General features: G+C 71.9%; 16 protein-coding genes. 9 read left to right on the top strand and 7 right to left on the bottom strand.

Features of this window, described 5'->3' with window-relative positions:
- Positions 1–223: 223 nt before the first annotated feature.
- Positions 224–1,093, bottom strand: coding sequence for a class I SAM-dependent methyltransferase (locus tag Sm713_RS34850; RefSeq protein WP_212913936.1), 870 nt, complete (start codon positions 1,091–1,093; stop codon positions 224–226).
- 114 nt (positions 1,094–1,207) lie between these two features.
- Complete coding sequence (locus Sm713_RS34845; protein WP_249416888.1) at positions 1,208–2,395, bottom strand: arginine deiminase family protein; 1,188 nt, start codon at positions 2,393–2,395, stop codon at positions 1,208–1,210.
- Positions 2,396–3,302: 907 nt separating this feature from the next.
- On the opposite strand from Sm713_RS34845, the gene Sm713_RS34840 reads away from it, so the two are divergent.
- The 6 genes from Sm713_RS34840 (at position 3,303) to Sm713_RS34815 (ending at position 13,636) form a co-directional block, all read left to right on the top strand.
- Positions 3,303–4,697: an acyl-CoA dehydrogenase family protein gene (locus Sm713_RS34840; protein WP_212913934.1), complete on the top strand. Its 1,395-nt coding sequence runs from the start codon at positions 3,303–3,305 to the stop codon at positions 4,695–4,697.
- A gap of 1 nt (position 4,698) precedes the next feature.
- On the top strand, positions 4,699–8,298 hold the full coding sequence (locus Sm713_RS34835; protein WP_212913933.1) for a non-ribosomal peptide synthetase: 3,600 nt from the start codon (positions 4,699–4,701) through the stop codon (positions 8,296–8,298).
- Positions 8,295–9,092, top strand: a complete 798-nt coding sequence (locus Sm713_RS34830) for a thioesterase II family protein (protein ID WP_212913932.1) — start codon at positions 8,295–8,297, stop codon at positions 9,090–9,092. Before Sm713_RS34835 ends, Sm713_RS34830 begins: the two co-directional genes overlap by 4 nt.
- A 70-nt stretch (positions 9,093–9,162) precedes the next feature.
- A complete protein-coding gene (locus Sm713_RS34825) occupies positions 9,163–11,172 on the top strand; it encodes a primary-amine oxidase (protein ID WP_212913931.1) in 2,010 nt (669 codons plus the stop codon).
- Positions 11,173–11,279: 107 nt separating this feature from the next.
- Positions 11,280–12,194 (top strand): ectoine hydroxylase, encoded by a 915-nt coding sequence (thpD, locus tag Sm713_RS34820; RefSeq protein WP_212913930.1) that lies wholly within the window; start codon positions 11,280–11,282, stop codon positions 12,192–12,194.
- Positions 12,191–13,636, top strand: a complete 1,446-nt coding sequence (locus tag Sm713_RS34815; RefSeq protein ID WP_212913929.1) for a gamma-aminobutyraldehyde dehydrogenase — start codon at positions 12,191–12,193, stop codon at positions 13,634–13,636. Before thpD ends, Sm713_RS34815 begins: the two co-directional genes overlap by 4 nt.
- A gap of 91 nt (positions 13,637–13,727) precedes the next feature.
- On the opposite strand, the gene Sm713_RS34810 is transcribed toward Sm713_RS34815, so the two are convergent.
- Positions 13,728–14,186, bottom strand: a complete 459-nt coding sequence (locus tag Sm713_RS34810) for a hypothetical protein (protein WP_212913928.1) — start codon at positions 14,184–14,186, stop codon at positions 13,728–13,730.
- A gap of 74 nt (positions 14,187–14,260) precedes the next feature.
- Positions 14,261–15,097 carry a hypothetical protein gene (locus tag Sm713_RS34805; RefSeq protein WP_212913927.1) on the bottom strand — a complete coding sequence of 279 codons (837 nt, stop codon included), beginning with the start codon at positions 15,095–15,097 and terminating at the stop codon, positions 14,261–14,263.
- A 340-nt stretch (positions 15,098–15,437) separates the two neighbouring features.
- Here Sm713_RS34805 and Sm713_RS34800 point away from each other — a divergent pair, with 340 nt between their 5' ends.
- Together Sm713_RS34800 and paaI are read left to right on the top strand one after the other, a co-directional pair.
- Positions 15,438–16,433: a helix-turn-helix domain-containing protein gene (locus tag Sm713_RS34800; RefSeq protein WP_212913926.1), complete on the top strand. Its 996-nt coding sequence runs from the start codon at positions 15,438–15,440 to the stop codon at positions 16,431–16,433.
- 140 nt (positions 16,434–16,573) lie between these two features.
- Positions 16,574–16,963 (top strand): hydroxyphenylacetyl-CoA thioesterase PaaI, encoded by a 390-nt coding sequence (gene paaI, locus Sm713_RS34795; RefSeq protein ID WP_249417106.1) that lies wholly within the window; start codon positions 16,574–16,576, stop codon positions 16,961–16,963.
- A gap of 69 nt (positions 16,964–17,032) precedes the next feature.
- Here paaI and Sm713_RS34790 read toward each other — a convergent pair whose 3' ends face one another.
- Positions 17,033–17,557, bottom strand: coding sequence for a gamma carbonic anhydrase family protein (locus tag Sm713_RS34790; RefSeq protein ID WP_212913924.1), 525 nt, complete (start codon positions 17,555–17,557; stop codon positions 17,033–17,035).
- Between the two features lie 171 nt (positions 17,558–17,728).
- On the opposite strand from Sm713_RS34790, the gene Sm713_RS34785 reads away from it, so the two are divergent.
- Complete coding sequence (locus Sm713_RS34785) at positions 17,729–18,649, top strand: PaaX family transcriptional regulator C-terminal domain-containing protein (RefSeq protein ID WP_212913923.1); 921 nt, start codon at positions 17,729–17,731, stop codon at positions 18,647–18,649.
- Between the two features lie 93 nt (positions 18,650–18,742).
- Here the strand turns inward: Sm713_RS34785 and Sm713_RS34780 are convergent, their stop codons facing one another.
- Both Sm713_RS34780 and Sm713_RS34775 read right to left on the bottom strand, forming a co-directional pair.
- Positions 18,743–19,600 (bottom strand): amidohydrolase family protein, encoded by an 858-nt coding sequence (locus tag Sm713_RS34780; protein WP_212913922.1) that lies wholly within the window; start codon positions 19,598–19,600, stop codon positions 18,743–18,745.
- Positions 19,597–21,210, bottom strand: a complete 1,614-nt coding sequence (locus Sm713_RS34775) for a benzoate-CoA ligase family protein (protein ID WP_212913921.1) — start codon at positions 21,208–21,210, stop codon at positions 19,597–19,599. The genes Sm713_RS34780 and Sm713_RS34775 overlap by 4 nt, the downstream gene beginning before the upstream one ends.
- Positions 21,211–21,220 lie beyond the last annotated feature (10 nt).

The raw sequence follows: 21,220 nt of genomic DNA, 5'->3' as shown, positions 1-21,220 counted from the left end.
GGTACGGGAGGGCGGCCCGATCGCCAGTACGAGACGGACCGTCCAATCGCCAGTACGAGACGGACGGTCCGATCGCTTCCGCTTGGAGGGCCCGATTGCCGGAACGGGACCCAGGGCCCGGACGAGCGTCCGCCGCGCCCGCACACGTGGGAGCCCCGGGGCGAGGGGCCGAACTCTCCCGGCCCCTGCCCCGGGGCTCCCGTCACGCGTGGGCGGCGTCGTCTCAGACGCGCGGTTTCACCGCCTCGACCAGCAGGTGGTACCCGAAGTGATTGAACGGCGGCACCGTGCCCAGCAGCCGCTCAGCGCGGGTGACCAGCGAGGCGATGCCCGGGTCGCGCAGCACCTCGTCGGCCAGCCACACGGCGATCGGCGAGTTGCCCCGCATCTGCGTCACCCGCATGCCCTCCCGGGCGAACAGGGTCTCCAGCTCGTGCGGGCTGAAGCTGTACCAGGGCGCGGTGTACTCCTCGCCGCTGCGGGTCCCGGTGAACCGCAGCTGCTTGTCCTCGACGTCGGTGACGTCCACCGAGGCGAACCGGTCGCCCTTGAAGAGCTGCTCGAAGAGGGAGTTCTTCACGCCCAGCAGCATCCTTCCGCCGGGCCGCAGCACCCGCTGGATCTCGGCGAACACCGCGGGGCGGTCCTCAAGCGGCAGGTGCATCAGCGCCAGCATGCTGCTGACCGTGTCGAACGACGCGTCGGGGAACGGCATCCTCGCCATGTCCCCCTCCCGCAGGTCGGCCGTGACGTTCTCGGCCTCCAGCTTGCGCCGCGCCACGTCCAGCATGGGGGCGGAGATGTCCAGCCCGCTCACCCGCGCTCCCGCGGCCGCCATCGGGACGGTGAACCGTCCGGTTCCGCATCCCACGTCGAGGACGTCCTCCCCCGGGCGGATCTGCTTCAGCAGGAAGTCACGCTCCGCCTCGGTGAACATGTCGTCCGAGGGTCCGGCGCCGGGAATCCGCTCGTCGTACTCCTCGGCGACGCGCTGGTAGACCGACCGGACGGTGTCCTTCTGCTCGTCGGGCGGCGGCGTGATCGTGGCCGTGGACCGGCCGTCGTGGGCGGCGCGTTGGGGTGAGAGTGTCATGATGCTCCTTTTTCTGTGTTTGCCTGCATTCCTTGTGATTCCTTGGGATTTCCTGTGATTCCTCGTGCTCGCCCGGTGGTCCGGTCCGGTGCCGTCCGCTGCCGTTACGCGCGTTCAGCGGTCTCGCAGCAGCGGGCAGGTCAGGCAGTGCGGGCCGCCCCTGCCGCGGATGAGCTCCGAGCTGGGAATGACGAGCACCTCGATGCCCGCCTCGTCGAGCCGCTGGTTGGCCACCGTGTTGCGGTCGTAGGCCACGACCGTTCCGGGGCGCAGGGCCAGGACGTTCGCCGAGTCGCTCCACTGCTCCCTGCGGGTCCCGAAGTCGTCGCCGCCGGTCTCCACCCGCCGCAGGGCGGGCAGGCCGAGGGCCCCGGCGAAGGAGGCGAACGGGTCGTCGAGCGGCACGGCCCTGACCTCGCCCTGCCGGGCCAGGGAGAGTTCGACGTAGTGGCAGCGCTGTTCGTGCACGTTGCTGACGAGGAAGGTCTCCCGGTCCACCATCGTCATGACGGTGTCGAGGTGCATGCTCTGCCGCTCCCGCGGCATGATCACCCCGAACACCCGGCGTGCCGCGCCGGTGGTGAGGAGCCGCTGCGCGAACGCCTCGGCGGCCGCCGGGGTGGTGCGTTCCCCGATGCCGATGAGGACGCAGCCCTCGCCGAGCAGCAGCAGGTCGCCGCCTTCCATGGCGACGGGCGGCGTGGCCCCGGCCCAGACATCGTCGGCGCCCGCGACCCGCATCACGGTCCTCAACTGCCGGCCCTCGAAGAAGCGGGCCGCCGACGACATGTGGTGGGTGCCGCAGACACCGTCGATCCAGCTGCTGCTGTCGCGCACGAAGAGGGAGTTGACCAGGGGCGGGAGGACGAACCACTCGGGTGGCCTGGTGGATGCCGCCAGCGCGTACCGGGTCCGGTGCGGGGCCCACTCCTGGAGTTCGCCGAGGGTGATACCCCGGAGCAGACGCCGCGCCAGAGGCCCCGCCTCGGCTTCCAGCAGGTGCTGCCGCACGGCCGCGGCCAGCGGCCGGCCGAGCCGCCCTCCGTCCGCTGCCGCGGTGGCCAGTTCCTCGCGGGCCCCGGGGTCGGCCAGCGCGGCGGCGAGCACGGTGGTCAGTTCGACCACCTCGGCGCCCTCGCCGCGCAGCAGGGAGGTGAAGGTGTCGTGCTCCGCCTGGGCGGCGTGGAGCCAGGGGATGTCGTCGAACAGCAGGTCCCGGTGGTTGTCCGGGAGCAGCCGCTCCAGTTCTTCGCCGGGCCGGTGCACGAGCACCCGGCGCAGCGAGCCGACCTCGCTGGTCACGCGGGCGCCGTGAAAAGCCGAGCACAGCGTCTGCTCGGCCTCCGTCGGCACAGGCGCCGGTTCCGCCGGTTCGGCTCCGGCCACCTGCCGCCGGGCTGGGGCGACTCCGCCCGCCTGACGGGGCACGGCGAGGCGCCCCGTAGGCGGTGGGGATGGCGCTTCGGTGTCCGTTCGCGGAGCGGAAAGGGAGGAACTGCCGGCTTGTAACGGCTGCATGAGGCGCCTTCCGGACGTGGACGGCATAGACAGATGTGGACGGCACGCAGAGGTGGGAAATCACGCGTGGCCGTGCCATGCGCAGCTTTGAGGAGGCGTCGGTGCTGGATTCCCGCGGCGGTCGTGACAATCGGCGCGTGGATCAGCACACCGAACAATTTCGATCAAGAGACTGCGACGACGTGCGAATACGCGGACCAGAACACCGTAACGGCGCAGATGACGGATCCGGGTGAGATCAAGAACTGCGCATCCAGCGCTCTGCCGCATTCGAGTAGCGATTTATGACGCTAGGTGTGCCGCATATCCATGTCAACTTGCGCATGTGCCCCTTACCCCGATCAAGCCGGCCTGTGACCGGCCACAGAGGCGTGAACTGGGGTGAGGCGGGAGCAGGCACATCCGTGACCGTACGGTGAAACCCGAATTCCAAGATTCTTTATTCAGGGATGTTTGCGGGAACCCCGAAGGGTAACTCGCCATTCTTTTTCGCCTCCTGGGTTACACGTACAGCGTTTTTGTCGCTTACCGCCCTGAGTTGACACGCCGTCGGGCCGGGCGTACATACTCGGATTGCATGCCTCCGCCACACAACGGGATATGTGGGCACTGAGGTACGGAATGCCCAGCCGTTCACAGGGTTGTTCACAAGGTTCGAGGTCACCACTCACGAGAGTTTGGGGGTTCTTCCGTGCAGGGTTCACCCGACACGCACGAAGGACTGCGCAAGGCCGTCAGGAGCCTGCTGTCCGAACCGCGGTTACGCGACGAGACGCGCCGCTGCTGGGCTGCGGCCGAGCACGGCATGCCCCACGCCGCTGCCGTCTACCGGGAGCTGGGCGCACGCAGGTGGCTGGCACCGCACTGGCCCGAACGGTACGGAGGGCTGGGAGCGGGTCCCTACGCCGCGGCCGTGGTCGCCGAGGAACTCGCACTCGCCGGCGTACCGGACAGCGCGCGGGTGAACACGATCGACAACGCCGGCGCTTCCCTCCTCACCGGCGGCACCGGGGAACAGCGAAGCCGCCACCTGCCGGCGATGGCCGAGGGCAGAAGCCTCTTCTCCGTCCTCTACACCGAGCCCGACGCCGGGAGCGACCTGGCGGCGCTCACCACCACGGCGGAGCCGGCCGGAGAAGGCTGGCGGCTGGACGGGGTCAAGGTCTGGAACGGGCGCACCGCGGAAGCGGAGTTCGCCGTCTGCGCCGCACGCGCCGTACCGCCGCCGGGCGGGAGCGAGACTCCGGCGGACCGGGCGGGGCTCGGAGGCCGGGCGGAACGCGGTGCGAAAGCGGCGCCGGGGGGCCACGCGGAATCCGGCGGCCGGGCCGGTGCACGCAGCGGTGGCAAGCACGCGGGGCTCAGCCTCTTCATCGTGCCGCTCGACACGCCCGGCGTACACGTCGACCCCCTCGACACCCTCAACCCCGAGCAGCTCTTCCGGGTACGCCTCGACGGTGTCGAGACCGGGCCGGACGCGCTGGTGGGAGCCCCCGGCGGTGGCTGGCCTCTGATCACGGAGGCGCTCGGCCTCGAACGTACGGGCATCTGCTTCGCCGGGCGGGCACGCAGGTGGTTCGACAACCTGGTCAGCGCGCTCGACGCGTCCGGCCGGCTGGAAGAGGAGACGAAACGGCACGCGCTCGACGAACTCGACGCCGAACTGCGCGCCGCACGCCTGCTGTCCTGGCGCGCCGTGCAGGACCTGGACACCGGACGGCAGAACGGCGCCGCGGCCGCGGGTGCCAAGTGGTGGGCCAGCGAACTCGCGCAACGCGTGGCCCTGTTGGCAGGACAGCTTCTCGGCGCCCCGGCCTGGGCTGACACGGCCGGCGCTGACCCGGCAGGTGCAGTGGGCGCGGCCGGCGCGGCGGGCGAGGCGAGCACGGCCGGCACCGTCACCGGTCCGGACGCCGTCGCTTCCGGCGCCCAGGAGGATCTTCCGTTCGCCGAGGCCTTCCCCGACCTCGCCGTCGCCCTGGCGGAGGCACCCGGTCTGACGCTCGCGGCCGGCACCTCCCCGATGCAACTCGACGCCGTCGCCACGGAACTGCTCGACGGCGGCGACCCCTGGGAGGGAGAGTGACATGCCCCTACTCGCGTCATGGCACCACCAGCTCCGGGAGGAGTTCCGTGACCTGCTGTCCGAGGCCGGCGACGGGCTTCGGCCGTACACGGGTGCGGGCCCACCGGATGAGGGGCGTCCGGCACCAAATGCGGACGCACTCGCGCCGCACACCCCGGCACCGCACACCCCGGCACCGCACACCCCGGCACCGTACGCGCCGGACGTCGCACGCGTCCGCCGGGCCATGGCGGACCGGGACTTCACCGGTGCACTGCTGCCGGTGTCGCGTCAGGGCCGGGGCCTAGCCCGCCGCGAGGCCCAGCTGCTCGCGGAAGAGGCCGGCAAGGCCCTGCTGCCCGGCGAGGTCCTGGACGACCTGCTGGCCGCCCCCCTCGTAGCCGCCCTGGACCCGGCGGGAGACACCACCGCCGCCCTGCTGTCCGGGCAGGTCACGGCACGCGTGTGTCCCCTCGCCATGACCGCCTCGGAGCCTCCGGCCGCCGGTGGGAGCACGGCGGAGACGTGCACGGACCCGTCCAACGGCACTCCGGGCTCGGGCGCGTACCGCGGCGCCGCCGCGGCGTCCCCGTTCCGTGTCGCCGTGGACGTTCCCGGTCCGCCACCGGACTTGCTGGTCCTGGTGGGCACCGACACGGCCCACCTCGGCATCGCGCCGCTACGGGACACCGGCACCGGGACGACCTGGCACAGCCGGCTGGGGGAAGAGCGCGTCACCGTGCGCTTCACGGTCCGGCGGGATGGCGGGACGCAGGACGGCGGTGCGCAGGATGGCGGTGCGCAGGACCACGTACCGGAGGAGCCGGCCGCCCCCGCCGAGGCCGGCGGAGAACCGGCCGCTCAGAACCCCTGCGCCCTGCACCCGGGTACGACGACCGTCCTGCTGCGGTCGGCGCACCTGCTGGGGGTCGGCCTCACCGCCGTGGCCGCGGCGGCGCGAAGGGCGCGCGCACGACGCCAGTTCGGCGCTCCCGTCGGTCACCACCAGGCGGTGAGCCAGCCGCTGGCCGCGGCGCGCAGCCGGCTCGAAGGGCTGCGGCTGTCGGTGGCCGAGCAACTGCTCGCCCTGGACGAGCGGGAGCCCGGCCCCGACGCCTTCGGGCGCGCCGCGGCCACGGCCGACGCCGTCGCCCGGACGGTTCGCGAGACGGCCCTGCACTGCCTCCAGACGCACGGCGCCTCCGGGCTCACCTCGGACAGCGTGCCGGCGGTGGCCTACCGCCGTGCACTGCTCCCTTCCGCGCCACACATCACACGCCAGGACCACCCGTCCGAGACCGGTGCCGGACTCGCGCCCGGAACCGGAGCACAGGAGACCAGCCCGGCGCGGGTCCGTCTCCCCCGCGTGACGGGCGAGGCAGGCGAGGACCCGCTCCGCGCCATCGGCCGCCCGCGTACGGCACAGGGACCGGCGCTGTCCCGCGCCCGCTCGCCCTGGCACCGGGCCCCCGCCGGAGACCCGGCGGCTACGGAGCTGACCACGCCCTCCGGGGAGGACCCGGCATCCGTGAGCGTGCACGGCATGGTGGAGAGCGCGGCCCGCCGGTGGCCGGATCGCGTCGCGGTGGAGTCCGGCGACACGCGGACGACCTATCGCGAGCTGGACGAGCGGGCGGACCGGCTGGCCCACGAGCTGCGAGCCCGCGGACTGTCGCCGCAGAGCCCGGTCGGGGTCTGGGGCGAGCGGAGCACCGCCACCGTCGTGGCCGTCCTCGCGGTACTCAAGGCGGGCGGCGCCTACTTGCCGCTCCACCCCGACCATCCGCCGGAGCGCATCGAGTTCATGCTGCGCGACAGCGGGGCGGAACTCGTCCTCGCACACGGCCGGCCCCCGGCCCTCACCTCGGCCGGCGTCACGGTCGTCCCCCTGGACGGGGGCGGCGAGGAGGCGCCCCCGGACGGACGCGTCGGTGAACCGCCGGGGACGGCACGGTCCCCGGGGCCGGTACCGGAACCGATGCCGACGCCGACGCCGATGCCGACGAGTACGGCACCGTCCGACCTGGCCTACCTGATCTACACGTCCGGCTCCACGGGCCTGCCCAAGGGCGTCGAGGTCGAACACCGCAACCTCACCAACCGGCTCGCCTGGGACGCCCGCGCCTTCCCCCTCACGGAACGCGACGCCGTCCTCCAGCACACCTCGCTCGGGTTCGACATCTCGGTGTGGGAGCTCTTCGCACCGCTGGTGTCCGGAGCGCGCCTCGTGCTGGCACGGGCCGGCGCCGACCAGGACCCGCGGCTGCTGGTCCGCGACCTCGTGGACCACCGGATCACCGTGCTCGCCTGCGTGCCGTCGCTCCTGGACCTGCTGCTCGAACAGAGGGGACCGGGGCTGCGCGACGTCGCCGGACTGCGGTATGTCTTCTGCGGTGGGGAGACCCTCTCACCGGAGCTCTGCCGGCGCTTCGCCGCCGCGGGGCTCGGGGCCGGCCTGCACAACTTCTACGGGCCGACGGAATGCACCATCGACGTCACCCACTGGGCCTGCGCCACGGATCCCGCCGGCCCGGACGACGGTGCCGGCCACGACAGTGCCGCCCACGACGGGTCGGTGCCCATCGGCAGGCCGCTGGCGAACGTGCGCGTCCACGTGGTCGACGAGTACGGCATGCCCGTGCCACCGGGCTTCCCGGGCGAGCTGTGGGTCGGCGGCGCGGGCATCGCCCGGGGCTATAGGGAGCGGCCGGAGCTGACGGCGGAGAACTTCGTCCCGGACCCGTTCTCGGACGCCACCGGCACCTCGGGTACTTCAGGTACCACAAGCGCCATGGGTGCCACGGGTGCCACGGACACCAGGGAGCTCACGAACACCACGCGCACCTCGGAGGCCACGCCCCCTCCGAACACCCCGACCCCCTCGGGCACCCCCGACACTCCTGCCGCCCCCGCCGGCGTCCTGTACCGCACGGGCGACATGGTTCGGCAGGACCCGAACGGCGTGCTGCTGTTCGGCGGGCGCACCGACGACCAGGTCAAGATCAACGGCTACCGGATCGAACTGGGCGAGATCAGGAACCAGCTGGAACGCCACCCGGCGGTGCGCACCGCGGTCGTACGCCCCGTGGACGAGCGGATCGCCGCGTACGTGGTACCCGCCGACGGCCGGACACCCGACGCCCCGGAACTGCTGCGGCACCTCGAAGAACGGCTCCCGCACTACATGGTGCCCGCCGCCGTCGCGTTCCTCGAAGCCGTGCCGAGCACGCCCAACGGCAAGGTGGACGTGGACGCCCTGCCACCGGTGTCCTGGCACCGTCCGGCCACCGGACCCACCGGACCCACCGGTCCGGACTGCCGCCGGGACGGGCAGGACGCCGGCGAAGGGGCCTCCGGCGGGCGGGCCGGCGGCGAGCGGGCGGCGAGGAACGTCGAGGCCGCGCTGCTCGACCTGGCCGCGCAGGTGCTCGGGTGCGAGGAGGTCCGGCCCGAGGACGACTTCTTCACGCTGGGCGGGAGCTCCCTTCAGGCCGCGCGCTTCCTCACCCGGGCCCGCCGGGAGACCGGGGGCGACGTGCCCCTGGAGGTCTTCCTCGCCTCCCCCTCGGTCCGGGCCCTGGCCACCGCCCTCGCGCCGGCGTCGGGAGGCGGAAGGCCATGACCGAGGACCCCGCGACCCGCTGGGTGGCCGTGCCTCCCGGCCGACTCGAACCGGACGGGCGGCCCCGCGTGTTCTGCCTGCCGCACGCGGGCGGCGACACCGGCACCTACCAGACGTGGGCCGATCCCCTGGCGGACACCGCCCAGGTGCTTCCCGTGGTGCTGCCGGGCCGCGGCAAGCGGTACGGCGAACCGCCGTTGACCGGCATGCCGGCACTGGCCGGCGCCCTCGCGCAGGGGCTGCTGCCGCTCGCGGACGTGCCGTACTGCCTCTTCGGGCACAGCCTCGGCGCCGTCGTGGCCTTCGAGGCCGCCCGGGAGCTGACCCTGCTCGGCCGGCCACCGTCCCTGCTGGTGGCCTCGGGCAGCCCGCCGCCCGCCGCCGCGGCCGCCGCGGGACGGGACCGGCACCTGCTGCCCGACGATCAGTTCCTCCAGGCCGTCCTCGCCATCGGGGGGACCACACCGGAGACCCTGGAGGAACCGGAGCTGCTGGAGCTCGTGCTGCCCCGGCTGCGCGCCGACTACGCCGTGGCGGAGACCTACCGCTTCGCCGGTACGGGCCCCGCGCTGCCGTGCGCCGTGCGCACCTACCACGGGGCGCGGGACGACAGCGTGCGGCCCGACGCCGCCGCGGCCGGATGGGGCGCCCTCAGCACCGCCGGGCCGATGCCCCCCAGGGTCTTCTCCGGTGGCCACTTCTACCTGGCGGGGAACCGGCAGGCGGTCACCGCGGCCCTCAGAGACGACCTCGCCCTCGCCCGCACCGCCGGCTCGGGGGCAGCGCGGCGCTGACCCTGCGGCGGTCCCATCCCTCCGCCTCCCACCACACCACCACGAACCGAGAGAAGGACGGTGCAGAGCGATGTCCGTACTGGCCGAGGAGCGGACCCACACGAAGCATCCGCTGGAACCCCTGTCACCGGAGGAGATCCGGACGGCGGTGGAGGTGCTGAAGCGGGCACGCGAGATCACTCCCGACGTGCGGTTCGTCATGATCTCCCTCAGGGAACCGGTGAAGAGCGCCCTCACCCGGTACGAGCAGGAGGGTGAGGTACCCGACCGCGAGGTCGCCATGGTCCTGCGGGACCGGGCGGTGCGGCGCACGTACGAGGCGGTCGTCTCCCTCAGCCGTATGGAGCTCGCCGAGTTCGCCCACCGTCCCGGCGCCCAGCCGGCGATCACCGAGGAGGAGTTCGGCCAGTGCGACGAGGCGGTGCGCCGGGACGGGCGCTGGCAGGAGGCCATGCGCCGGCGCGGCGTGCAGGACTTCTCGCTGGCGATGGTGGACGCCTGGCCCGCCGGTTTCGCCGGTGACCTCGACGACGCGACGGGCAGGCGGCTGTGCTGCCCGCTGACCTTCGTACGGGCCCACCCGGGGGACAACGGGTACGCCAGGCCGGTCGAGAACCTCGAAGTCCTGGTCGACCTGGACAGCATGGAGGTGCTCGACGTCACCGACCACGGCCCGGTACCGCTGCCCGAACTCAGCGGCAACTACGACCCGCAGCTGTGGGAGCCGGAGGGCAACTGGCCGGGTGTCACCAGGCAGCGGGAGGGCCTGCGCCCCATCGACATCACCCAGCCGCAGGGACCGAGCTTCACGGTGGACGGGTATGCGGTCAAGTGGCAGAAGTGGTCCTTCCGCATCGGCTTCACCGTCCGGGAGGGCCTGGTCCTGCACCAGGTCGGCTACCGGGACGGCGGGCGGGTGCGCCCCGTCGTCCACCGCGCCTCGCTCGCCGAGATGTACACCCCGTACGGCGATCCCGGCCTCACCCACCACCGCAAGAACGCGTTCGACGAGGGCGAGTACGGCGCCGGTTTCATGGTGAACGCGCTGGAGCTGGGCTGCGACTGCCTCGGCGAGATCCACTACCTCGACGCCGTGGTGCACGACCAGAGCGGCGAACCGGTCACCCTCCCGAACGCGATCTGCATGCACGAGGAGGACGTGGGGGTCGGCTGGAAGCACACCGACTTCCGCACCGGCAGCGTCGTCACGCGGCGGCAGCGGCGCCTGGTCGTCTCGTCGTTCGCCGTGCTCGGCAACTACCAGTACGGCTACTTCTGGTACCTCTACCTCGACGGCACCGTGCAGTTCGAGATCAAGCTCACCGGCATGATCTCCACCGGCGCCTACTCGGAGGTGCCCCCCGGCCACGGCGCCGTCGTGGCGCCCGGCCTCTACGGCCCGCACCACCAGCACTTCTTCAACATGCGGCTGGACATGAGCGTCGACGGCGAGAAGAACACGGTGTACGAGGTCGACTCCGAGCCGCTGCCGATGGACGAGCACAACCCGCGCGGGAACGCGTGGCGCACCCGGGCGACCCCCCTCGCCTCGGAGTCCACCGCGCAACAGCGCCTGGCCGACCCCGCCACCGGACGGTTCTGGAGCATCGTCAACTCCGGGAGCCGCAACGGCGTCGGGGAGCCCGTGTCGTACAAACTCGTCCCCGGATCGGGGCTGCTGCCCATGCAGCCGGAGGGCAGCGAGGCCTGGCACCGGGCCCGGTTCGTGTACGGGCACCTGTGGGTGACCGCCTACGACCCGGCCCAGATGTACGCGGCCGGCGACTATCCCAACCAGAGCAGGGGCGGCGACGGCCTGCCCGCCTACGCCGCCGCCGACCGCCCGCTCGCCGACGGCGACGTCGTGCTCTGGCACACCTTCGGGGAGCACCACGTCGTGCGCGCCGAGGACTGGCCCGCCATGCCGGTCGTCACCACCGGCTTCAGCCTCCGCCCGAACGGCTTCTTCGACGGCAACCCGGCGCTGGACGTGCCGCCCCCGGACGCCTGCGCATCGCACGCCGCCGGAGCCGGAGAAGGGGCCCGGGGCGGGGGACACACCGGCCACGCCGGCCACTGAGCGAACGGCACGGGCCACACAGCGACGTGCACCACACCGAACGGACCACACTGCAAACCGGACGCACCACATCGGAAGAGACGCACCACATCGGAAGAAGGGATCGCATGAACTCCGCCGTCCTGACAGACCCGTACCGCACCCGCGTTCCGGAGCGGACCGCCGCCGTGCCCCGCCACGATCCGGTGGTGTACGGCGCCCCGGCGGACGGGCCGCTGTCCGACCGGGCGCTGGCCGGGTTCGACGAGCGCGGATACCACAACGACGAGGCGCTGGTCAGCGCGGCCGACGTGTCGAGGCTGACCGAGGAGATCGGCGTCCTCGCGGCCGACGAGGAGATACGGGCCGGCGACCTCAGTGTCATCGAGGAGAACTCGCAGGAGGTGCGCTCGATCTTCGACGTGCACCTCATCAGCGGTGTCTTCCGGGATCTCGTACGGGATCCGCGGGTGCTCGGGCCGGTGCGGCAGATCCTCGGCTCGGAGGTCTACGTCCACCAGAGCCGCGTCAACTACAAGCCCGGCTTCGGCGGTGGGCCGTTCTACTGGCACTCCGACTTCGAGACCTGGCACGCCGAGGACGGGATGCCCACCCCGCGCGCGGTCAGCGTGTCCATCGCGCTCACGGAGAACTACCCGTACAACGGCAGCCTGATGATCATTCCGGGCTCGCACCGGACGTACGTGCCGTGCGTCGGCGAGACGCCGAAGGACCACCACCGCAACTCGCTGCGCACCCACAAGGTCGCCATCGGCATGCCGGACACGGAGTCCGTCACCGAACTCGCCGAGGGGCGGGGCATCGAGCAGTTCACCGGCCCCGCGGGCTCGGCGACCATCTTCGACTCCAACTGCATGCACGGGTCCAACGGGAACATCACCCCGTACTCGCGCTCGAACGTGTTCGTCGTCTTCAACAGCGTCGACAACACGCTGCGCGAGCCGTACGCGGCGCCCCAGCCCCGCCCGGAGCACATCGCCAAGCACGACTTCACCCCCGTCACCCCGAGGGGGACGGTGTGAACGACGACGAGAGCGTGCGCAACTTCATCGCGGGATCCCCGGCGGCCGCGGCGTCGGGCCGCACCACGGACCTTCTCGACCCGTCCGCCGGCAAGCCGTCGGGGACGGCCGCGCTGTCGGGCCCCGAGGACGTCGACCGTGCGGCGAAGGCCGCGCGCGCCGGGTTCGAACGGTGGCGGCGCACCACGCCGGGGGAACGCCAGCTCGCCCTGCACCGGATCGCCGACGCGCTGGAGGCCAGGGCGGAGGAGTTCGTCCGGCTGGAGGCGCGGCACACCGGCAAGCCGCTGCACATCACCTCCTCGGAGGAGATGGGCCCGATGATCGACCAGATCCGGTTCTTCGCGGGCGCCGCACGGCATCTGGAGGGCCGGGCGGCCGGGGAGTACTTCCCGGGCCACACGTCGATGCTGCGGCGGGAGCCGGTGGGTGTGTGCGCCCAGGTGACCCCCTGGAACTACCCGCTGATGATGGCGGTGTGGAAGTTCGCCCCGGCGGTCGCCGCGGGCAACAGCGTGATCCTCAAGCCCGCCGACTCGACGCCGGCCACCACGGCCGCCCTCGCGGAGCTCGCCTCCGAGTTCCTGCCGGACGGCGTCTTCAACGTGGTGTGCGGGGACCGGGACACCGGGCGCTCCCTGGTGGCCCACCCCGGTCCGGACATGGTCTCGATCACCGGGAGCGTCCGGGCCGGCAAGGAGGTCGCGGGCACGGCGGCCCAGGACGTCAAGCGCGTCCACCTCGAACTGGGCGGCAAGGCGCCGGTCATCGTGAGCGCCGACGCGGACATCGACGCCGCGGCGCGCGGCATCGCGGAGGCCGCCCTCTTCAACGCGGGCCAGGACTGCGCCTCGGCCTGCCGGGTCATCGTCGACTCCGAGGTGCACGACACCTTCGTCGAGGCCCTCACCCGGGAGGCCGCCAGGACCCGCACCGGTCCCCCGGACGATCCGTCCGCCGCCTACGGGCCGTTGAACAACCCCACGCAGCTCTCCCGGGTCAAGGGGTTCCTGACCCGGCTTCCCGACCACGCCACCATCACCACCGGCGGCTCCGCGGTGAGGGGAGAGGGCTACTTCCACGAGCCCACCGTCGTGACCGGCCTGCGGCAGGACGACGAGGCCGTACAGGAGGAGATCTTCGGCCCGGTGATCACCGTGCAGCCGTCCCGCGGCGACGAGGAGGCGGTGCGCTGGGCGAACGACGTACGCTACGGCCTCGCCTCCTCGGTGTGGACGCGGGCCCACGACAGGGCCATGCGGATGGCCGCGGAGATCGACGCGGGATGTGTCTGGATCAACTGCCACATCCCGGTGGCCGCGGAGATGCCGCACGGCGGCTTCAAGCAGTCCGGCTACGGGAAGGACCTGTCGTCCTACAGCCTGGAGGACTACACGCGCATCAAGCACGTCATGTCCCACACGGGGGCGATGGTCGCCTGATCCCCCGAGGGCCGGCGAACCGCCGGAAGGACCGGCGCCGGCGGAGCCCCGGGCCGTTGCCGGCGCCGGGGCTCCCTCATCGGCGATCAGGTCACGTCAGCCAGTGGCCGTAGCAGGCCGACTCGGACGCCCAGCGGTGTGAGCTGATGGCGTTGTCGACGCCGGCCCCGCTGGTGAACTTGTTGTCGCTGAGGTTGCTCGCGTAGTACTCGCTCTTGCGGAGGCAGGTGTAGCCGCCGCCCCAGTCGGTGCCGGTGCCGTTGTACACGGCCACGGCAAGGCCGGAGGTACCGCGGGTGAGGACCGAACTGGCGCTGTTGGTGTCGCTGCCCTGGAAGGAGCCGGAACCGTCGCCCCAGTTGGAGTCGTCCCCGGCGGCCTTGCCGAGGAATCCGCTGCAGTTGGCATTGGAGTAGGCGTAGAAGTCGCCGGAGGTGGCACCTGCCCAGGCGTTGTCACAGGCGGTGGAGGCCTGCGCGGTCCCGGCAGGGACGACGGCGCCTAGCCCGGCCAGAGCCAGAGCGGCCACGACGGCTGAGAGTTTGCGCATGCTGCGTCGTTTCCTTTCTTCGGTGGTGGTGAATCAGCGGCGGGATTGCCGTGGTGAGTGCTGCGGAGATGCGGTCAGGGGGCCGAGGGGACCCGGTTGAGAAGAGCGGTGGCCCGCGTCAACGCGGCATGGCTCATCCGCTGGTAGGTGGCGATGGCATCGCGGTATCGCCCCAGCCTCTTCGCCCGGTACTCGCGCTCCAGCGCACGCGCGGTGCGCTCCAGCGGCGTGGTGGTGGCACAGGTGGCTTCGGCGACGGCGAGTTCCACCTCAAGGGCCTGAGCCTCCGCGGCGCCCAGGCCGGCAGTGAGAGCAGGCCGTTCACGTCTGATCTCGGGCGGATCCGTGAAGGGGTGGCCTTTGGCACTCATGCAGGCCGACCACGCGCTCAGCGCTTTCCGAAGGCGCGGGTCCTTGACGATGGCGGGCGCGTAGAGGGCGGTGAGGTTGGTAGCGGTCTCCTCGGCGCGGAACCATGTCGGCAGATCGCCGTAGAGCCGCCGCGTCGTCTCCGCCTGACAGCCGTCCTGGGTCGTCCTGACGGTGCCGCCCGTCGGCAGGTCGACGGTGACCAGTCCATGGGAGGGGGTGCCGTAGAGCGCGGCGTTGTACCGGAGGACGTCACTTTTCGGAAGGCTCTTGGCGAACGCGACGTTCTTGTCGGCAAGCCGTTCCTTCCGGGCTTGCTCATCCAACTTCCTTCCGTACCCGTAGGTCTTGGCCCAGTGCACGTCGGTGAGCACGTAGCCGTGGCTGAGCAGGTCCGGGACGTCGTGGACGGGTTCGGCCCAGTAGGGAAAGCCCTTGGCCCGCATGCACTCCTTGGTGAGCCGCTCTTCCGCACGCCGCACAGTGGCGTGTTCGGCGAAGGTGAGGTCTCGACGGGAGTCGACGGTCGGCGTTCCGACCAACGAGGTCCTGTCAGGCGCCCGTGTGCAGCCTGGAAGTGCTCCGACACAGACCGCCAGTACAGCGCACAGGATGGCACCGCGCGTCGTGGACCTGCGGCGGTTGCGTTCAGACATGGGGTCCCTCTCGGGTCGACTGCCGACCGGGAGCCACCGGCTGCGGCACCCCGCCCTGTCGTCCTGACCAGGGCGCCCAGCTTTCCGTCACGGCGGCGTGCGGTCTTTAGCGGCGAGCGCACCCGGCTTGGCGCACAACGCACTTTCGGTGCCACTCCCGACAAAGGATGATCGGGGCTGCTGGACGGGCGCCTGTCGCATCGGTGCCGTTAATCGGGGGGACGTCATGGTGACAACCGTGTTGGACACTTCTCATCTGGCCGTCGGCGACCGGGCGCAGGCATGGACGGAGACGACACGACAGGCTCTGATGGCGACTCGATTACGCTTCCTCGACCCTGACCGGATCAATGCCTGGATCCGGACCGTGGCCCTTGGACCGGCCCAACTGACGGTGATGTCCTACACGCCGTTGGAGTCTCAGCGCACGCCCAGGCTGATCCGGCAGAGCGATCCCGAGATGTACCAAGTCGCGCTGACCCTCGCGGGGCAGCAGAGCATCGAGCAGGGCCGGACCCACGCAACCGTATGTCCCGGCGAGCTGCTCCTGTACGACAGCTCGCGGCCGTTCACCGCTGTCGCGGGCCCGCACCTTCCGGGAGCCCGGGCGGTGCTGCTGCAGTTTCCTCGATGTCTCCTGCCGCTGCCGGACAAGGTCGTGGCACCCATGTGCGCGACGGCGATTCCCGGGCGGGCAGGCGTCGGCCGGCTCCTGGGCCAGATGCTGACCGGCCTCGTCGACGTGCACTCCGATCTCGCGTCCGGGGACCGCGTTCGGCTGGGCACCACGGCCGTCAGTCTCACAGCGGACCTGCTGGCCCATTACACGGACCGCCAGTGCCTTCTTCCGCCTCAGTCACGACAGTACGCACTGTTCGAACGCGTCAGCGCCTACATCGCGACGCACCTGCACGATCCCTGTCTCACACCGGGCGCCATCGCCGCGGCGCACTTCATCTCCACGCGCTATCTGCACCGCATCTTCCAGCAACAGGGCAGCACGGTCGGCGACGCCATCCGGCAACAGCGTCTCGCCCGCTGCCGGCGGGATCTTGCCGACCCTTCCCAGCGCGGCGTCCCCATCTCCGCCATCGGAATGCGCTGGGGCTACCCGAGGCCGTCCGACCTCACCCGCGCATTCCGCGCGGCCATGGGCATGACTCCGAGCGAGTACCGTGCCGCCAGCCAGGATCAGCGGTCATGGCCGGCCGGGCCTCGGTAGGCGACGCCGGTGGGTGTCTTGACAGCCATGGACGATGCTGGATTACTAGGCCCCAAAGCCAGCCGAATGGTCGGTCGGGACACGGGACGGTGGATTCAGTGACGCACGCGGCCGGGGGCGCCGGCGGTCCGGCCGGGGCGATGTTCGCCGCGGACGAGGCATCCCGCCGGCTGGGGATCGAGCTCCTGGAGTACGGCGCGGGGGCCGCCGTGCTCCGCATGACCGTGACCCGTGCCATGGTCAACGGACACGGCATCGCCCATGGCGGCTACCTCTTCCTCTTCGCCGACACCGCCTTCGCCTGTGCGTGCAACAGCCACGGGCCCGCGACGGTGGCGGCCGGCGCCGACATCGACTTCGTGGCACCGGCCCGCGAGGGCGATGTTCTGGTGGCCACCGCCCAGGAGCGGACCCGGTTCGGACGCAGCGGCATCTACGACGTCACGGTGGTGCGCGGTGACGAGGTGGTGGCGGAGTTCCGGGGCCGCAGCCGCGTCCTCAGGGGCGGTGCGTCCACGCAGTCGCCGTAGGCGCGGAGGCCGGGAGCGGGAGCCGGGCACGGCGAAGGGCCCGAGCGCCTTCAACGGTCCCGGACGGCGTCAGGGACCGATCCGCCGCAGCTCGCTCCGGTACCGGGCGCCCGCCTCGACGTAGCTGCGCACGGCGTAGTCCATCCAGACCGGGTCGATGCTCGCTTCGCGCAGCCTCGCCGGCACGCCGAGGGCCATCACCCCGGGCGGCACCTCGAAGTCCTCGGGGACCAGCGCCGCGGCGCCGACCACCGCACCCTCGCGGACGGTGGCGCGGTTGAGGGTGACGGAACCGGAGCCGATGAGGCAGCGGCGTTCCACCGTGCAGCCTTCCAGGTGCGCGTTGTGGCCGACGACGCACTCGGGGCCTATCACCGTCGGCCAGTCACGGGTGGTGTGCAGCACCGTGCCGTCCTGTATGGACGTGCGGTCCCCCACGTCGATGTGGCCTCCGTGGTCCCCGCGCAACACCGCGCCCGGCCAGACGGTGGCCTCCTCGCCGATGGAGACACGCCCGATCACCACGGCGTCCGGGTGGACGAAGGCCGTGCGGTGGATCCGCGGCACATCGTCCCCGAGAGCGTAGACCGGCATGACGGACACCTCGCGTTCCTGGTCGGCTCCAACCCGGCCCGTCAGTCTACTTTAATTGAAAGATGCGATACCTTGTTGTGGAATGAAATGTCCCGATCGGGTGGCCGGTCCGCCGGCATCGGTCCCAGGGGCGTGCCACGGCGACCCGGACGAGTGCGGAGGAAGTGGAGCATGACGGCGGGCAAGGCGCCACGCGCGAGCGGCCGGAGCGGGGCCGGTGGCCGCGCGTCGTCCGGAGCCCGGCCGGTGGTCACCCGGCGCCGGGAGGTCAGCCACACCAGCGCCCGGTCGCTCCTGATGACCATGCTCGGCGAGTTCGTCCTGCCGAAGGGCCGCCCGGTGTGGACGGCGGTCCTGGTGGAGGCGCTGGCAATGTTCGACGTCGAGGAGAAGTCGGCCCGGCAGTCACTCGCGCGCACGGCCACCGAAGGCTGGCTCGTCTCCGAACGGATGGGCCGCCAGGTGCGCTGGGAGCTCACACCGCCCGGGCGGAGGCTGCTCACCGAGGGTGCGCAGCGGATCTACGGCTTCGGCACCGACGAGGACACCTGGGACGGCAGGTGGCTGGTGGTCCTGGTGTCCGTGCCGGAGGCCAAGCGCGATCTGCGGCCCCGGCTGCGCACCCGGCTGAGCTGGGCGGGCTTCGGCTCGCCCGAATCCGGCGTCTGGGTCACGCCGCACATGAACCGGGAGTCCGAGGCGCGCGCTGTCCTGGCGGAACTCGGCCTCGCCGACGAGGCGATGTCCTTCGCCGCCTCCTACGGTGCCGTGGGCAGCGAGGCGGCGATGGTGGGCCGCGCCTGGGACCTCACCGAGCTGGAAGAGCACTACGAGGCGTTCATCGACGAGTTCACCGGCCTCAACCCGGCGGGCGGCGACGATGTGCTGCGAGCCCAGACCCGGCTGGTCCACGAGTGGCGCCGCTTCCCCTTCCTCGACCCGCGGCTGCCGCGCGCGCTGCTTCCGGAGAACTGGAGCGGCTCCAAGGCCGCCGAGCTGTTCCACGAGAAGCACGTCGAGTGGCGCCCGGCGGCGCTGCAGCGATGGGACGAGCTGCAGGACGGTCACGAACCGGTCGGCGCGAAGAGGTAGCCGGTCCCACGGACCGCACCGCCGGACCGCACCGCGCCGATGGCGCCGTCGCGCCGTCGGCTCAGGCCCCTGCCATCGGCTGAGGCTCCTTCCTCACACCCCGAGGCCGGGGAAGACCTTGGCGGCGTTGCCGGACAGCACGCCCGCGAGCGTCTCGTCGGGCAGGCCGAGGCCGCGGAGCGCGGTGACGTTGCGGGCCGTGCCCGGCACGCCCGGCCAGTCCGTGCCGAAGATCCACTTCGTCGCCAGCCTGGCCAGGCCGAAGCGCCCGTAGTACTCGGGGAGCTTCTTCGGCGGCAGACCGGCCAGGTCCATCCATACGTTCGCCTTGTTGAGGGCGAGGAAGGCCGCGGTGTCGTACCACCAGCCGCGGCCTCCGTGCGCGAGGACGAACTGCACGTCGGGGAAGTCCTCGATGACGTCGATGAGCAGTTCCGGGTTGCCGAACGCCGACCGCGCACCGGCGAAACTCGACGTGCCGGAGTGCAGGATCACCGGCACCCCGCGTTCGGCGCACAGTGCGTAGAGGGGGTAGAGCTCCTTGTCGGCGGGCGAGAAGCAGCCGTGCACCGGGTGCAGTTTGACCGCCACCGCGCCCAGGTCGAGCTGGCGTTCGGCCTCCGAGCGGAGCGGGTGGTGCAGGTGCGGGTTGACGTTCGCCACCAACCGGAACCGCACCGGGTTGTGGGCGAGGACGGGCAGGAGGTCCTCGATCGGCTGGATGCCGGTGGCCCGCGGACTGTACTCGCAGAAGAGCAGCGCGCGGTCGACGCCCTCGGCGTCGAGGAGCGCGTCCAGCCGCTCCGGTACGGGATCGCCGTGCTCGTCGTAGGCGCTCCGCCAGGGGTGGGCCCCGGAGAAGGCGTCCGCCCAGTCCAGCCAGCCGTGCTTGAGGGTGGACAGTCGCGGGGCGTGGACGTGGGCGTCGACCACGGTCTCGCCGTCGATCACTGCGGCTCCTTCACTGGACGCTCGACCGTCACGGGCGGCGCCGGTGGATCGGCCGGGCTCCCGCTCCGCGCACTCTCGCGGAGGACGGTGCGGCGGACCTTGCCGGTGGCCGTGCGGGGAAGTTCGGCCAACTCGACGATGGCACGGGGGCGCTTGAAGGCGGCGAGCCCCTCGCGGCACCAGGCGATCAGGCCGTCCGGCTCGAACCTCCTGCCGGGCCTGAGCACCACGTAGGCGATGGCCCTGTCGAGGCCGTCGGCGTCCGGCACACCGATCACGGCGGCCTCGGCCACGTCCGGATGGGCCTGCAGCCGCTCCTCGACCTCGACCGGCGAGACCCAGATGCCGCCCGCCTTCAGGAGGTCGTTCGTGCGGCCCAGGTAGGTGTAGGTGCCGTCCTCGTTGCGGACGTAGGTGTCCCCGGTGCGTACCCAGTCGCCGAGGAACACCCGGCGGCTGGTCTCCGCCCGGCACCAGTAGCCGATGGCCGCGGAGTCCCCGCGGACGTAGAGCTCGCCCGGCGTGCCCCTCTCGTCGATCGGTGCGCCCGTCTCGTCGCGCAGCTCGACCTCGTAGCCGGGTACGGGCACGCCGGAGCAGCTGGGGCGGGATCCGCCGGGGCGGTTGGAGATGTAGATGTGCAGCATCTCGGTGGAACCGATGCCGTCCAGGACCTCGACCCCGAAGCGCTCCCGCATGCCGTGGTACATGCGCGGGGGCAGCGGCTCGCCCGCGGAGACACCTTGGCGCACCGAGGCGAAGGTGTCGTCGGGGATGCCGTCACTGGCGAGCAGCGGCCCCCAGAAGCTGGGCGTGCCGAAGAACAGCGTCGCCCCGTCGCCGGCCACCCGCTTGGCGAACACGGCCGGGGAGGGCCGCGAGGGCTCCAGCAGCGCCGCCGCGCCAGCGGCCAGGGGGAAGAACATCGAGTTGCCGATGCCGTAGGCGAAGAAGAGCTTGGCGACGGACAGGCAGCGGTCCTCCGGGCCGATGCGCAGCACTTGCAGTGCGTAGTCCTCGGCGACGGTCCTGATGTCGCGGTGCCGGTGCATCGCCGCCTTGGGCGTGCCCGTCGTGCCGGAGGTGTACAGCCACAGGGCGGGCGAGTCCGGCCAGGTGACGTACGGGACCGGGTCCGCGCGGTCGCCGGCTTGCAGCAACTGGCGCCAGGTGCGGCCGCTGCACGGCAGCTGTCCGGCGTCGTCGCCGGTCACCACCGTGTGCCTGACCTCGGGAGCGGCCTCGACGGCGGCGCCCACCATCGGCGCGAACTCCGCGGAGGCGAGCACCACGCGGCAGCGGGAGTCGGTGACCAGCTTGTGCAGTTCGGGGCCGGTCAGCATGGTCGAGGAGGGCACGGCGACCGCGCCGAGGTAGAGGGTGGCGAGGATGCCGGTGAACAGCTCGATGTCGTCCGTCATGCACATCAGCACCCGCTCCTCCGGGCGCACACCGAGCTCCAGCAGCCCGCCCGCCACCCGCCGTATGTCGGTGGCGAGTTGCGCGTAGGTCAGCGTCCGGCCGGGTGCGACGACGGCCGTGCGGGCGCCGTTCCCCTCCCGCAGGTGCCGGTCGACCAGGTAGTCCGTCGCGTTGAACACGTCGGTCATGGCCCTCACC

Source organism: Streptomyces sp. TS71-3 (assembly GCF_018327685.1).
Taxonomy (GTDB): Bacteria; Actinomycetota; Actinomycetes; order Streptomycetales; family Streptomycetaceae; genus Streptomyces.
The sequence above is the reverse complement of the archived record's forward strand: the minus strand, read 5'-3'. Positions and strand labels throughout refer to the sequence as shown.

Bases quoted from the DNA above. Each gene is read 5' to 3' on its own strand.
- Sm713_RS34850 (WP_212913936.1), bottom strand. From the start codon at position 1,093: ATGACACTCTCACCCCAACGCGCCGCCCACGACGGCCGGTCCACGGCC.
- Sm713_RS34835 (WP_212913933.1), top strand. From the start codon at position 4,699: ATGCCCCTACTCGCGTCATGGCACCACCAGCTCCGGGAGGAGTTCCGT.
- Sm713_RS34830 (WP_212913932.1), top strand. From the start codon at position 8,295: ATGACCGAGGACCCCGCGACCCGCTGGGTGGCCGTGCCTCCCGGCCGA.
- Sm713_RS34825 (WP_212913931.1), top strand. From the start codon at position 9,163: ATGTCCGTACTGGCCGAGGAGCGGACCCACACGAAGCATCCGCTGGAA.
- thpD (WP_212913930.1), top strand. From the start codon at position 11,280: ATGAACTCCGCCGTCCTGACAGACCCGTACCGCACCCGCGTTCCGGAG.
- Sm713_RS34810 (WP_212913928.1), bottom strand. From the start codon at position 14,186: ATGCGCAAACTCTCAGCCGTCGTGGCCGCTCTGGCTCTGGCCGGGCTA.
- Sm713_RS34800 (WP_212913926.1), top strand. From the start codon at position 15,438: ATGGTGACAACCGTGTTGGACACTTCTCATCTGGCCGTCGGCGACCGG.
- paaI (WP_249417106.1), top strand. From the start codon at position 16,574: ATGTTCGCCGCGGACGAGGCATCCCGCCGGCTGGGGATCGAGCTCCTG.
- Sm713_RS34790 (WP_212913924.1), bottom strand. From the start codon at position 17,557: ATGCCGGTCTACGCTCTCGGGGACGATGTGCCGCGGATCCACCGCACG.
- Sm713_RS34785 (WP_212913923.1), top strand. From the start codon at position 17,729: ATGACGGCGGGCAAGGCGCCACGCGCGAGCGGCCGGAGCGGGGCCGGT.
- Sm713_RS34775 (WP_212913921.1), bottom strand. From the start codon at position 21,210: ATGACCGACGTGTTCAACGCGACGGACTACCTGGTCGACCGGCACCTG.